Origin of the sequence: Methylobacterium sp. WL69, from assembly GCF_008039485.1 — a bacterium.
Taxonomy (GTDB): domain Bacteria; phylum Pseudomonadota; class Alphaproteobacteria; order Rhizobiales; family Beijerinckiaceae; genus Methylobacterium.
In genome coordinates this window covers 1-13,697 of record NZ_VRUZ01000102.1, presented here as the reverse complement: position 1 = coordinate 13,697, position 13,697 = coordinate 1, and the positions used below count along the sequence as shown (strand labels likewise).

11 protein-coding genes, 1 tRNA gene and 1 pseudogene are annotated in these 13,697 nt (G+C 70.6%); 8 read left to right on the top strand and 5 right to left on the bottom strand.

The window, feature by feature from the left end; all coding sequences use genetic code 11:
* The 4 genes and pseudogenes from FV218_RS23290 to FV218_RS19325 all read left to right on the top strand — a co-directional run.
* A pseudogene (locus FV218_RS23290) lies at positions 1 to 115 on the top strand (MarR family transcriptional regulator); the annotation flags it as partial.
* Positions 115 to 840, top strand: a complete 726-nt coding sequence (locus tag FV218_RS19335; RefSeq protein ID WP_056092471.1) for a response regulator — start codon at positions 115 to 117, stop codon at positions 838 to 840. The pseudogene FV218_RS23290 and the gene FV218_RS19335, both read left to right, overlap by 1 nt.
* 54 nt (positions 841 to 894) lie before the next feature.
* Positions 895 to 2,238 (top strand): ATP-binding protein, encoded by a 1,344-nt coding sequence (locus tag FV218_RS19330; RefSeq protein ID WP_246685190.1) that lies wholly within the window; start codon positions 895 to 897, stop codon positions 2,236 to 2,238.
* Between the two features lie 101 nt (positions 2,239 to 2,339).
* A complete protein-coding gene (locus FV218_RS19325) occupies positions 2,340 to 2,525 on the top strand; it encodes a hypothetical protein (RefSeq protein WP_147711153.1) in 186 nt (61 codons plus the stop codon).
* Between the two features lie 598 nt (positions 2,526 to 3,123).
* Here FV218_RS19325 and FV218_RS19315 read toward each other — a convergent pair.
* Both FV218_RS19315 and FV218_RS19310 read right to left on the bottom strand, forming a co-directional pair.
* Complete coding sequence (locus tag FV218_RS19315) at positions 3,124 to 6,261, bottom strand: efflux RND transporter permease subunit (protein WP_056092479.1); 3,138 nt, start codon at positions 6,259 to 6,261, stop codon at positions 3,124 to 3,126.
* Positions 6,262 to 6,277: 16 nt separating this feature from the next.
* A complete protein-coding gene (locus FV218_RS19310) occupies positions 6,278 to 7,489 on the bottom strand; it encodes an efflux RND transporter periplasmic adaptor subunit (protein WP_147711152.1) in 1,212 nt (403 codons plus the stop codon).
* A 221-nt stretch (positions 7,490 to 7,710) separates the two neighbouring features.
* Between FV218_RS19310 and FV218_RS22895 the strand changes: the two genes are divergently transcribed.
* On the top strand, positions 7,711 to 7,884 hold the full coding sequence (locus tag FV218_RS22895) for a hypothetical protein (protein ID WP_187273104.1): 174 nt from the start codon (positions 7,711 to 7,713) through the stop codon (positions 7,882 to 7,884).
* A 59-nt stretch (positions 7,885 to 7,943) separates the two neighbouring features.
* Here the strand turns inward: FV218_RS22895 and FV218_RS19305 are convergent, their stop codons facing one another.
* Both FV218_RS19305 and FV218_RS19300 read right to left on the bottom strand, forming a co-directional pair.
* Positions 7,944 to 8,174, bottom strand: coding sequence for a hypothetical protein (locus FV218_RS19305; protein WP_147711151.1), 231 nt, complete (start codon positions 8,172 to 8,174; stop codon positions 7,944 to 7,946).
* Positions 8,175 to 8,241: 67 nt separating this feature from the next.
* Positions 8,242 to 8,331, bottom strand: a tRNA-Ser gene (locus FV218_RS19300).
* A 265-nt stretch (positions 8,332 to 8,596) separates the two neighbouring features.
* Here FV218_RS19300 and FV218_RS19295 point away from each other — a divergent pair.
* The 3 genes from FV218_RS19295 (at position 8,597) to FV218_RS19285 (ending at position 11,871) form a co-directional block, all read left to right on the top strand.
* On the top strand, positions 8,597 to 9,250 hold the full coding sequence (locus FV218_RS19295) for an ABC transporter ATP-binding protein (RefSeq protein ID WP_056092489.1): 654 nt from the start codon (positions 8,597 to 8,599) through the stop codon (positions 9,248 to 9,250).
* 134 nt (positions 9,251 to 9,384) lie between these two features.
* On the top strand, positions 9,385 to 10,626 hold the full coding sequence (locus FV218_RS19290; protein ID WP_056092492.1) for a hypothetical protein: 1,242 nt from the start codon (positions 9,385 to 9,387) through the stop codon (positions 10,624 to 10,626).
* Between the two features lie 90 nt (positions 10,627 to 10,716).
* Positions 10,717 to 11,871: a dimethylmenaquinone methyltransferase gene (locus FV218_RS19285; protein WP_147711150.1), complete on the top strand. Its 1,155-nt coding sequence runs from the start codon at positions 10,717 to 10,719 to the stop codon at positions 11,869 to 11,871.
* Between the two features lie 473 nt (positions 11,872 to 12,344).
* Here FV218_RS19285 and FV218_RS19280 read toward each other — a convergent pair whose 3' ends face one another.
* A complete protein-coding gene (locus FV218_RS19280; protein ID WP_147711149.1) occupies positions 12,345 to 13,589 on the bottom strand; it encodes an acyl-CoA dehydrogenase family protein in 1,245 nt (414 codons plus the stop codon).
* Positions 13,590 to 13,697 lie beyond the last annotated feature (108 nt).

Genomic DNA, 13,697 nt, shown 5'->3' with positions numbered 1-13,697 from the left:
GGGTTCGGAGGGCGGGACCGTCTCGGCCCAGAACTTCCTGCTCGCCATGATCGAGCCCGAGGAGCGCGCCACCGTGCGCCGCCTCATGGCCCGCCGAGCCCGGAGCGCCGCCTGATGTCCCTGCCCGGCCTGAAGGCCAGCGTCGAGCTGCCCGACCACGCGCCCCACGTCCTCGTGGTCGACGATGACCGGCGGGTGCGCGAGCTCCTCAGCCGCTTCCTCTACGAGCAGGGGTTTCGGGTCACCGCCGCCGCCAACGTCGCCGAAGCGCGCACCAAGGCGCAGTGCTTCGTGTTCGACGCCCTGGTGCTCGACGTGATGATGCCCGGCGAGAGCGGGTTCGACTACGCCCGCCAGGTCCGCGAGACCTCGCGGGTGCCGATCCTGATGCTCACCGCCCGCTCCAACCCCAACGACCGGGTCATGGGCCTCGAGATCGGCGCCGACGACTACCTGCCGAAGCCCTTCGAGCCGCGCGAACTGATCCTGCGCCTCAACAACATCATCAAGCGGCGCGCGGAAGGGTCCCCGGCCCGCGAGCCCGGCCTCGAGACCGTGACCTTCGGCCCGTTCTCCTACCGCATCGACCGGGGCGAACTGCGCCGCGAGGACGAGACCATCCGCATCACCGAGCGCGAGCGCGAGATTCTCACCGTCCTGGCGCAGGCCGCTGGCGCCAATGTCGAGCGCGAGGCCCTGGCGGGCGCCGGCGGGCTGGCGGCCGAGCGCAGCATCGACGTGCAGATCAACCGCCTGCGCCGCAAGACCGAGGTCGATCCGGCCAACCCCCTGTTCCTGCAGACCGTGCGGGGCGTCGGCTACCGCCTCGCCGTCGACTGATCGCCCATGCCGCAGGCGCGCCCGCTGAACCGCCTGCTCGCGGCCCTCGCCCGGATGCCGCCGCCGCGCCGCCTGTGGCGGCTCCTCAGCCGCGCCATCGGCGACGTGCTGCCCAAGGGCCTCTACGCGCGCTCGCTCATCATCATCATCGCCCCCGTGGTGCTGCTGCAATCGGTGATCGCCTACACCTTCATGGAGCGGCACTGGCAACTCGTGACCCGGCGCCTGTCGGCGGCGGTGACGGCGGATGTCGCCGCCCTCATCGACGTCTACGAGAGCTACCCCCAGGACAAGGACGCCGAGACCCTGACCCGCATCGCCGGGACGCGCCTCAACCTCGACCTCGACATCCTGAAGGGCGCGACGCTGCCCGTCGCCGGCCCGCGGCCGTTCTTCTCGATCCTCGACGAGGTCCTGTCCGACGAGATCAAGCGCCAGATCCGCCGGCCGTACTGGATCGACACGGTGGGCCGCTCCAGCCTCATCGAGATCCGTGTGGCGATTCCCGACGGGGTCCTGCGGGTCACGGCGCGGCGCAGCATGGCCTACGCCTCGAACTCGCACATCTTCCTCCTGTGGATGAGCGGCTCGTCCCTGGTGCTGCTCGGCGTCGCGATCCTGTTCCTGCGCAACCAGATCAAGCCGATCCTGCGCCTCGCCGCCGTGGCCGAGAGTTTCGGCAAGGGCCGCGAGATCGAGTTCCGTCCGCGCGGCGCCCGCGAGGTCCGCCAGGCCGGCCACGCCTTCATCGAGATGAAGCGCCGCATCGAGCGGGCCATGGAGCAGCGCACGACCATGCTCAACGGCGTGAGCCACGACCTGCGCACCATCATCACCCGGTTCAAGCTCACCCTGGCGCTCATCGACCAGACGGCCGACGTCGAGGACCTCCAGCGCGACGTCGACGAGATGAGCCGGATGCTGGAAGCCTACCTCGCCTTCGCGCGGGGCGATTCCGGCGAGGCGGCGGTGCCCACCGACATGCGCGCCCTGCTGGAGGACCTGCGCACGGACGTGGAGCGCCTCGGCGCCCACGTGGAGGCCGTCGAGATCGAGGGCGAGGCCGAGGTCACCCTGCGGCCCGACGCCATCCGCCGCTGCCTGTTCAACCTCGCGGCCAACGCCGCGCGCTACGGCGACACCGTCGCGGTGGTGGGGCGGCGCGAGGTCCGGGCCTTCCTCGTCTCCATCGACGACGACGGACCGGGCATCCCGATCGACCAGCGCGAGGAGGTGTTCAAGCCGTTCGTGCGCCTCGACGACGCGCGCCAGGATGCCGGCGGCTCCGGCCTCGGCCTCTCCATCGCCCGCGACATCGCCCGGGCGCATGGCGGCGACGTCAGCCTGCACGATTCGCCCCTGGGGGGCCTGCGCGCCACCGTTCGGATTCCGGCCTGACGCCGCCCTTGGCTCCGCGCACCCCGGAGTGCTAAGGGGGTGGACGTCATCATGATCCGACGGGCCGGTGCACCGGGTCCGCGTTGAGGCTGAGTGTCCCCATGAACCCGCTGACCCCGATCCTGGCTCTCCTGCTCCTGCCCATCGCCGCCATCGGCCTGCTGCTCTACACGGATACGGGCATCGAGCCGGCCCTGTTCTACTCCACCGTGAAGACCTTCGTGGTGCTGTTCATCATCGCCGGCGGCCTCTGCTTCGCCGCCAGCCGCCTCGCCGAGCGCGCCTGAGCTTTTTCGGGGTCTTCTACGATTTGGTTTTGCGGCCCGGACCTCTGGTTCGGGCCGTTTTCGTTTTAGGGTTCTTCCCCCTCCCCGCGGGTGCTGCGACCTTCACACATTCTACGGGCAACGCTGGCTCCCGCCTTTTCCAGGCAGAATGATCGCCCATGAGGCCTGCGGTCTGAAGCCGTCGCCGAATGGCGTTGTCGAAGAAGCCGGTGCCCCGGTGCGCATCCCCTCGCCCCGCTTGCGGGGAGAGGGACGCGTCTCCCCCCTGTCGGGGAGCGCGTCGAGGCGGCAGCCGAAGGTGAGGGGGTGCGTCCGGACGAGCCTCTTCCGGACGCGCCCCCTCACCGTCGCTGCGGCTTCGCCTCCGCTCGCCGCAGGCACGACGGGGTGCCTGCGGCCCTCTCCCCGCAGGCGGGGAGAGGGGGATGCGCTGAGCACAACGAGCCAAAGGTTTACGCAAGCGCCAGCATTCATTTGCCATCACGCTGCTTGTGGAAGGACAGGACGCCCGCCGCGCCCCACGCCCTCACTCCCGGCGATAATGCCTCGGCGGATCGGTGGATCCCCTCGCCGAAGCCCCCCGCGAACCGAAAAACGATCACTCCGCCGCGATGCGCGGCGAGAACCCCTTGCGGTCGTTGGCCGACGCGGCCGGCAGGGCGAAGGGGCCGTCCTCCGGCTCGTCCTTGCGGCCGATGAAACGGGCGAACAGGCGCACGAACAGGCGCGAGAGGTCGTCGACGAGGACGAAGATCGCCGGCACGAAGATCAGGGACAGGCCCGTCGAGACGATGAGGCCGCCGATGACCGCGATGGCCATGGGGGCGCGGAACTCGCCGCCGATGCCGAGCGCCATGGCCGAGGGCACCATCCCCGCCGCCATGGCGATGGTGGTCATCACGATGGGCCGCGCGCGTTTGCGGCCTGCGTCGATGATGGCGGTGGCCCGGTCGACGCCCTTGGCCATCTCCTCGAGGGCGAAGTCCACCAGCATGATGGCGTTCTTCGTCACCACGCCCATGAGCATGAGGATACCGATGACCACCGGCATGGAGATGGGCTTGTTGAAGATCAGCAGGCCGAGGATCGCTCCGCCGATGGAGAGCGGCAGGGAGAACAGGATGGTCAGCGGCTGGAGGAAGTTGCCGAACAGCAGCACCAGGACGCCGAACACCATCATCAGGCCGGCGCCCATGGCCAGCGCGAAGCCCTCGAACACCTCGCCCATGACCTCGGCGTCGCCGGTCTGGCGGATGACGACGCCCGGCGGCAGGTCCTTGGCCGCCGGCAGGTCGAGGACGGCGGCGATGAGGGAGCCGAGGGCGTCCGAGCCCTCCATGTTGGCTTCCAGCGCCACGCGGACGGCGCGGTCGTAGCGGTCGATGGCGGTGGGGCCGCGCCCGAGGCTGAGGTCGGCCACCGTCGAGAGCGGCACGGAGGCGCCGCCCTTCACCGGCACCTTCAGGGTCTCCAGCTGCGAGAGGTCGCCGCGCAGGCGCTCGGGCAGCATCACGCGGATCGGCACCTGCCGGTCGACGGCGTTGAACTTGGCGAGGTTGGCGCCGATGTCCCCGATGGTGCCGACCCGCACGGTCTCGGCGATGAGGTCCGTCGACACGCCGAGATCGGCCGCGACCCCGGCTTTCGGGCGGATGCGGATCTCCGTGCGGTCGAGGGGGGCGGTGGAGAGCACGTTGACGAGGTGGGGCACCGTCGCCGCCTCGCGCTGGAGCCGGGCGGCGACCTCGGCCACCACGGCCTTGTCCGGCCCCGAGATGATGAGGGTGAGGTCGCGCTGGCCGCTCTCGCGCAGGGCCCAGGAGCGGATGTCGGGCTCCTGGCGCAGGAGGGCGCCGATGGCGACGTCCATCTCCTTCTGGGTGCGAGCCCGCGCGTTCTTCGGCGTCAGGTTGATGGTGAAGGTGGCGAGCCGGACCTCCTTCTTGCCCGGCAACTGTCGTCCCCCGTCGACGAAGACGCTGCGCACCTCCGGCAGGGTCCGGATGCGGTCGACGAGGCCGTCGCTGACCCGGGTGGTGTCGGCAAGGCGCGCCCCCGGGGGGAGCTCGACGACGAAGATGGTGCGGGCCGCGTCCTCGGCCGGGAGGAAGCCCGCCGGCAGGAGGCGCGTCGACAGGATCGAGGCGGCAAAGCACGCCAGCCCGACCACGAGGGTGATGAACTTGTGGCGCACCGACCACGCCACCACGCGGGTATAGGCCCGCATGACCGGGCCCTCGCGCTCGTCCTCGGGACCGTGGTCCCGCAGGAAGTAGGCGGCGAGGAGCGGCGTGATCAGGCGGGCCACCAGCAGCGACATGAACACGGCGGCCGCGATGGTGAGGCCGAACTGCTTGAAGTACTGCCCGGCGATGCCGCTCATGAACGACACGGGGGCGAAGATCGCCATGATGGTCGCCGTGATGGCGATGACGGCCAGCCCGATCTCGTCGGCCGCCTCCAGGGCCGCGCGGTAGGGCGATTTGCCCATGCGCATGTGCCGGACGATGTTCTCGATCTCCACGATGGCGTCGTCGACGAGGATGCCGGTGACCAACGTGATGGCGAGCAGGCTGACGGCGTTGAGCGAGAAGCCCAGGGTGTTCATGATCCAGAACGTCGGCAGCACCGACAGGGGCAGGGCGATGGAGGCGATGAGGGTCGCGCGCCAGTCCCGCAGGAACAGGAACACCACGATGACGGCGAGCGCCGCGCCCTCGACGAGGCTGAGCATGGCCGAGTGGTAGTTGCCGACGGTGTTGGTGACGGAGGTGTCGATGAGGTCGAAGCGCACGCCCGGATGCTTGCCCCGCAACTCGTCGATCTTCCTCGCCACGGCGGTGGCGACCTCGGCGTCGCTCGCCCCCGTGGCCCGCGAGATGGCGAAGGCGACCACGGGCTCGCCGTTGAAGCGCGCGAAGGTGCGCGGCTCCTCCGAACCGTCGACCAGGGTCGCGAGCTCGTCGAGGCGGACCTTGCGGTTGCCCGGCACGATGATGGAGGTCTGCGCCAGGGTGTCGAGGCTCGCGGCCCCCGCCAGCGTGCGGATCGACTGCTCCTGGCCGCCGAGTTCGCCGCGCCCGCCGGCCATGTCGGCGGAGGTCAGGCGCAGCTGCCGGTTCACGTCCGCCGCCGTGATGCCGAGCGCCAGCAGGCGGTCGGGCTTCAGGGTGACGCGGATCTCGCGGGCGACGCCGCCGAGGCGCTCGACGCCGCCCACCCCCTTCACCCCCTGGATCTGGCGGGCGATGACGTCGTCGATGAGCCAGGACAGGTCCTCGGGCGTCATCGCCGGGGCGGCGGCGCCGTAGATCATGATCGGCAGGCCGGCGATCTCGACGCGGTTGATGATCGGCTCGTCGATGGTGCGCGGCAGGTTCACCCGCACCTTCGAGATGGCGTCCTTGACGTCGTTGACCGCCCGGTCGGTGTTGGTCTCCAGGCGGAACTCGATGGTGGTGGTGGAGATGCCCTCGGTGATGGCCGAGATGGTGTGCTTGACGCCCTTCACCCCGGCCACGGCGTCCTCGATCACCTTCGTCACCTGCGTCTGCAGTTCGGACGGGGCGGAGCCGGCCTGCGTCACCGTGACGGCGACGATGGGGATGTCGATGTTGGGGAATCGGGTGATCGGCAGGGCGCGGAAGCTGACGAGGCCCAGCACCACCAGCACCAGGAACAGCACGATGGACGGGATCGGCTTGCGGATGGCCCAGGCGGAGACGTTGAGGCGCATGGCGTCGGGTCCGATCTCAGCGCGGCGGTTCTGAGCGGGGCGCGGCGTCGGCGGCGGCCGTCGCCGGCCGGACCGCCCGCACCCGGTCGCCGTCGCGCAGGAACGAGCTGGCGCGCGCCACCACGGCCTCGCCGGCCCGGATGCCCGAGCGGACCTCCATGATGCCGTCGGCGGCGAGTCCCGGCACGATCCGGCGGGCCTCGACCCGGTCGTCCTTCACCACGAACACCGACGCGGCCCCGTCCGTGGCGTAGAGCACCGCCGAGAGCGGCACGCCGATGCCGCGCCGGCGCGCGACCTCGACCTTGCCGCGGGCGAAGGCGCCGATGCGGAGGGACGGGTCGGGCGAAAGCGCGATGCGGACGCGGCCGAGGCGCGTCATCCGGTCGACCTCCGGGTCGATGCGGCGGACGCGCCCGGTGAGGGTCCGGCCCTCCTCGCCCTCGAGGGTCACGGGATCGCCGAGCTTCAGGCGCGGCATCGAGACTTCCGGGATCTCGCCCTCGAGCTCGATCTCGCCGCGGGCGATGAGGCGGAACATCGGCTCCCCGACGGCACTCGCCGTGGCGCCGACCCGGGCGGTGCGCCGGCTGACGATGCCGCCCTCCGGCGCGCGGATGTCCGTGCGGGCGCGCCGCAGGGCGATCTCGGAGCCCTGCGCGCGGGCGGTGGCCCGGTCGGCCTCGGCGAGCTGGAGTCCGCCGCGGGCGGCGGCGACACGCCCCTCCCCGCCCTGCGCGGCCGAGACGCGCTGCTCCAGGACGGCGGCCGTGGCGTTGCCGGTCTTCACCAGGCTGCGGGCGCGCTCGAGGGCCAGGTTGGCCTCGGTCTGCGCCGCCTCCGCCTGGATGATCTGGCTGCGGGCCTGGACGATGGCGGCGTCGGCCCGGGCCAGGGCGGCGGCGTTGGCGGCCTCCTGCGTGACGATCATCTCCAGGGACAGGCGGGCCAGGGGCTGGCCCTTCTCCACCCGTGCGCCCTCCTCCACCAGGAGTTCGGTGATGCGGGTGCCCTCGATCTCGGGCGCCACCAGGATCTCGTCGCGGGGCACCAGGGTGCCGGTGACCACGGCCCGCTCGACCACCTCGCGCGCCTCGGCCGGCACCACCGTGACGGCGGGGGCCAGGGCCGCCGCGTCGGGGACGGCGGCGGTCTCGGCGGCCTGCGCGGCGCCCGCAATCGCGAACAGGACGGGGAAGAGGACCGGCAGAAACTGTCGCGCGCGCATGGGGCTTCGAATTCGCTCGTCCTGCGCCCACCGGGCCGGTGATGTAGGCCCGGAGCCGTGACGCCCGACACGGACCTTTTCAAGGCGTTCCCGCATCGTTCCGGCCCGCGATCCTAGGCGACGCGGCGGGAAAAACGAAGGCGTGCGGGCATGGCTGCAACCGCGGCAGCCCACGCGCGTTCTCATCTCAAGCATCCCGCAGCAGCCTGGGCGAACGCATCATGAGCATCTTCCAGATCAAGCAGAAGACCAACGGCGCCGTCCTGTGGACCGGCAGCGCCGCCGACGCCGTGGCGGCCCTCGACGCCATGGCGCGCGAAGCCGGCTACATCGATTTCGCCGCCCTGCCGGAGACCATCCGGGCCGCCTGCCCGGAAGCCTCGAAGCTCGACTGAGTTTTTTTCGTTCACTGCGGACGGCGTCGGCGGCTCCTGCCACCGGCGCCGTTCGCATGTCAGGGCCCCGTGATGGCTTCCGTGAAGGGGAATTCGAGGACGATGTCCCCCTCCGCGTCGGTGACGACGACGACGGCCCGCATCAGCCGCCGGTCGCCGCTCGCCGCCCAGATCTCCCGCGCGAGCCGCCCGGCCTCGTCGAAGGCCGCATCGGCATCGCGCAGATGCCGGAACACCGGCTCGTGCGGCGCGTGATCGTCGATGGTGACGGTGAAGCGGTAGGCCGGCATGGCGATTACGCCGATCGCCGGGCCGGGATGTCGTCCGGCCGGTTCATCGTGTGGTGCGGTTGAGGCGTGGCGGAGGGAGCGGGATTCGAACCCGCGATACCGTTTCCGGTATACACACTTTCCAGGCGTGCGCCTTCAACCACTCGGCCACCCCTCCAGCCCCCGCATCGCGACCGACGGCGTCCGGGTGGTTGAACCGGGGGCCTGCAGGGTCGCCGCGATGGCGCGGGTGGCACGCTGTACAAGCCGTCTCGGCGGGGTGCAAGGCGCGATTCCACGGTTCGGGGCGCGACGTGACGATTTTTGGCCGGCCGCGCCTGGGCGCAGCGAGACCGAGGGCCCTCAGATTCGCCGTTTTCGTCGGCGATCATCCGCACGTCCGGCTTCCCCGGGCACGAGTCCCCCGGAGCGCCAAGCCGACCGTGATCCGTTTCGAGAACGTCACCAAGATCTACCGGACGGACGGGCACCGCCGGACGATCCTCGAGCGCGTGTCGTTCACGCTCAAGCCCAACGTGAGCTACGGCATCCTCGGGATCAACGGCGCCGGCAAGTCCACCATGATGCGCCTCATCGCCGGGACCGAGGCCCCGTCGCGCGGGCGCGTCAACCGCACCATGCGGGTGTCGTGGCCGCTCGGCTTCGGCGGCGGCTTCCACCCGCAGATGACGGGCCGGGACAACATCATCTTCGTGGCCCGCATCTACGGCGAGGACCCGAAGAAGGTGCTCGAATTCGTCGAGGACTTCTCCGAGCTCGGCAGCTACCTCGACGTGCCGATCCGGACCTACTCCTCCGGCATGGGCTCGCGCCTCGCCTTCGGGATGAGCATGGCGATCCCGTTCGACTGCTACCTCATCGACGAGGTCACGGCCGTGGGCGACGCGCGCTTCCAGAAGCGCTGCGAGGAGGCCTTCGCGGCCCGCCGCGTCAATTCCAACGTGATCATGGTCTCCCACGGCATGGAGACGATCCGGACCTGGTGCCAGCAGGGCATCGTGCTCATCAACGGGCGCGCCATCCTGTACGAGGACGTCAACGACGCCATCGAGGTCTATCGCCGCCTCAACGCCTGAGGCCGTCCCGCCCGCCGCGGCGCGCCCTCGGACATGCTTTCGCCGTTTCGGCGGGGGACTAGGGATCATCGGCGCGCGGCGGAGGGCGGCGCCCCGAACGGAACGGACGGCGAAGGCCCAATGAGCGTCGAGACATGAGCGTCGAGATCCGCACCCCCACGGGCCAGCCCGTCACCACCGCCGACCGCTCGCACGCCGTGGCCGAGTCCCTGCGCCAGGTCGCGCGCGTCTCGCGCTTCGCCGACCGCAAGAAGGGCATCCGGTCCTACCAGAGCCACAACAAGTCCGACCCCGTCATCCCGATCCTGTTCGCCCTCTGCTTCGCCCTGCCGACGCTCCTCGGGGTGATCTACTACGGACTCCTCGCCTCCGACCGCTACGTCACCGAGGCCCGCTTCGCCCTGCGGCCGGCCCTGGGCTCCACCGAGAAGGCCTCGTCCGATCAGGTCGGCACCAGCAAGGGCGTCGTCTCCCAGATGGTGGCCCAGGACAGCCTGGTGGCGATCAACTACATCCACAGCCGTCCGATGATCGAGGTCCTGGAGAAGGACCTGCCCGTGCGCGAGATGTTCGCCCGGGACGGCATCGACTACCTGTCGCGCTTCAACGCCGACAAGCCCATCGAGCGCTTCGTGCACTACTGGAACGAGCGCGTCGCTACGAAGATCGAGAGCGGCTCCGGCATCATCAGCCTGACGGTCAACGCCTTCGACCCGGCCGAATCCCTGGCCCTCACCCAGGCGATCCTCAAGGAGAGCGAGCGCATGGTGAATGCGCTCAGCGACCGGGCCCGGGCGGACGCCGTGGCCGAGAGCGCCCGCGAGCTGAAGCTCGCCGAGGAGCGGATGACGAAGATCCGCCTCGCCCTGGCGAGCCTGCGCAACCGCGAGGGCGTCCTCGACGCCAAGAAGACCAACGAGGGCAACCTCAAGGTGATCGGCGAGCTGCGCACGGCGCGGATCAACCTCGCCGTTCAGCTCAGCCTCGGCCAGCGCGACCTCGGGCCCGAATCCCGCCGCATCGTGGACATCAAGTCCCAGATCAAGGATCTCGACGACGCCATCGCCCGCATCGAGAGCCAGTCGGCGAGCGAGGACCCGGAGCAGCGTCGCATCCTGGCCGATGCCCTGACCAAGTTCGAGGCCTTCGAGAGCGACCGCGAGGAGGCGGAGAAGTACTTCGCCAAGGTCCTGTCCGCCTACGAGCGCTCGCGCATCATCGCCAGCCGGCAGGTCGAGTTCTTCAGCATGATCGTCCAGCCGGTGAAGGCCGAATCCGCGCAGCAGCCCCGCCGCCTCCTCATGATCAGCCTCATCGCCGGGGGCGCGGCCGTCCTGTTCGCCGGCGCCGTGTTCGCCCGCAAGCAGACCACCTGAGCCGTTCGGGTCGCGATCCGCGACGTTCCAGTCGCGGGCCGCGGGAAAACCCGTCATAAGCCCGGTGCGCCGCTCGCCGAGGACCCCGTCTTGACCGTCACCCAGATCACCCATCACGACCTCGACGGCTACGGCGCCTCCACCATCGTCGGCCGCTTCGTGCCCGTCTCCCGCATCGTCCACGTGCCGCGCTACAGCGACGTCGGTCCCGTGGTCGAGGGGGAGCTGAAGCGCCTCGGCCGGACGCGCCAGCCCGAGACCCTGATCCTCACCGATCTCGGCCTCGAGCCCGTGGCGGTGACCTTCATCCGCAACTTCGCGGCGATGAACCGGGGCCGGGCCGAGGCCGAGCGGCACCGCCTCATCGTCCTCGATCACCACGCCTCCTCCATCGACCGCCTGCGCGAGCAGACCCTCGAACCGGTGCCGGAGGCCGACGACCCCGGCGTGATGCGGTTCGACCTCGACGATCCGGCCATCGTCGTCCTCATCGACGAGGGCCGCTGCGCCACGAAGCTCGCCTATCACCGCCGTGCCCTCTATGCGCCGGATGCGACGCAAGGCGACGCCGACCTCCTCGCCCTCGTGGAGGCCGTGGACGCCGTCGACCTGTGGCGCAAGGACCGGCCGACCTTCCCGGGCGGCCACGCCCTCGACGAGGTGTTCTGGGACAACGTCTCCAACCTCGTGCCCATCGGCCATGCCTGGCACGACCGTTTCGTCAGCGACCTCCTCGTCGCCCTCGCTGGCCGCCTACGCGCCGGGGCCTCGCCCGCCGAACTCGAGGCGAGCGTGGGCGCCCTGCGCACGGGCATCGTCGACGGCTACCTCGCCGGCGACGGCACCGACGACCCCCGCCTCACCACCCGCATGCGCATCGCCCGGGTGCTCGCCCGCTCCGACCTGTTCCAGCCGCTCTCGGACGGGACCTACCTGTCGTTCGGCCTTGATTCCGGGACGTTCCAGCGGGTGTCGGACCTCATCATGGACGCGGGCAAGGCCAAGCGCGTCCTCAACGTCCAGCGCACGGGCAACATGTCGTTCCGCTCCAACGACGAGACGGCCCTGGAGGGCGCCCGCCGGTTCCGCGGCGGCGGCCACAAGGATGCCGCCGGCGGCAAGCTGCCCACGGGCTCGGCCTTCTCCCTCGCCGACGCCGTCGCCCAGGTCGAGCCGATCCTCAACCCGCCCCCGCCCGACCCGTCGAGCAGCCCGTTCGCCGCCCTGAAGGGCTGGAAGGGGTAGGCCCGATCCACATTACCTGAGGCCACTTTCGCGAGCCTTCATAAGTCGGCGCAGAGGACGACAGACTCCCACTCCTGAAAGGGGACTGGATCACACACCTGCGGATGGGACGATCCCGTGCGGAGGCGGGGCATCGGACTGCATTCGGATGCGGGCCTGAAGCGTACCGGTGCTCCCTCTCCTGTTTGGGGTACTGGATTCACACAATCGCGAATGGGTCGATCTCGTGCAGAGACAGGACCCCTGACGGCATCCGGATGCGGGCGTGAGGCTCACGGGTGCTCCCTCTCCTGAAAGGAGAGGGCTGGGGTGAGGTGTGTGGACTCTCCGAATAAGTCCCACACCTCACCCTGTCCCTCTCCTTTCAGGAGAGGGGACCCGCGCTCCGCGTCATCTGGCAGCGACCGGCAACTCGAATTGAGGCGATCAGCCGGACGCCGCATGAGGCGACAACCCCCGCCCCGGACATGCGCTCACGGCCGGGGCAGCATCCGGTCGCTGATGATCCGGCGCTGGATCTCGCTCGTGCCCTCGAAGATCGTGGTGAGGCGGGCGTCGCGCCAGTAGCGCTCGACCCGGCGCTCGGTGGTGTAGCCGTTGCCGCCGTGGAGCTGCATCGCCTGGTTGGTCACCCGCACGGCCATCTCGGTGGCGAGCAGCTTGACCATGGCCGATTCGCTCTCGGCCGCCTCGCCGGCGTCGAGCAGGTGGGCCACCTGCTGCCAGAACGCCCGTGCTTGAGCGACCTCGGCCGCCATGTCGGCCAGGGCGAAGCGCAGGGCCTGGAAGTCGCCGATGGGATGGCCGAACTGCTCGCGCTCCTGCAGGTAGAGCTGACAATCCTCCACCGCCGCCCGGGCGACGCCGACGGCGCGGGCCGCCGTGTGCACCCGCGCGATGTTGAGGCCGCGCTGCACCGAGGCGAAGCCGCCCGCATCCGCGTCGGCGCCCTGGTCGCCGTAGAGGCCCGTGAGCCGGTCGCTCTCGGGCACCCGCACGCCGTCGAGTGCGAGCTCGAAGGTGAGGAAGCCGTGGTATCCGATCTTGTCGATGACCTGCGCGGTCATGCCGTCCGGGAAGGTGCCCGGCTGCTTGACCACGAGGAACGGCTCGAGGCCGGCCGAACGGGATTCGCCGGGCTCCGGATCGCGGGTGCGGGCCAGGATTTCGACGAAGTCGGCGGCCTGCGCGAACCCCGCCCAGCGCTTGGTGCCGGTGAGCACCCAGGTGTCGCCCTCGCGGACCGCCCGGGTCTGGACCCCGGCCAGATCCGAGCCGGCGGTGGGCTCCGACAGGGCGATGCTGCCGATCCACGCGCCCCGGGCCGAGCGGGCGAGGAGCTCGGCCCGGCGCGCCTCGTCGAGCACCTGCGTGCCGAGGCCCTGTCCCCGCGCCAGGATGCTGCCGACCGACAGCCACGCCCGCGCCAGTTCCTCGGAGACGAGGCAATACTCGAACACCCCGAGGCCGAGGCCGCCATGCTCCTTCGGGATGGTGATGCCGAACCAGCCCTTCTCGGCCATCTGCGCGATGAGTTCACGCGGCATCTCGGCCTTGCGCGGATCGCACTCGTCGGCGATGGGCATCACCACGTCGCGGGCGAAGGCCCGGGCCTCGGCCTGGAGGGCGGCGCGCGCCTCCGTGCGCCACGGCGTCGCCAGTTCGGGCGGACGGGGCTCTTGGCGTGAACGAGACTCTTGGCGATCCGGCTTCGGCATGGGGTCTCCCGTGGTCTTTTCGCGGCGCCTTCGCGCGGCGCCTTGCCCCGCTTCTAGCATGATGGCGTGCCCGCCACCCACGTCCCCCGGGACGCACGTCCCCCGGGA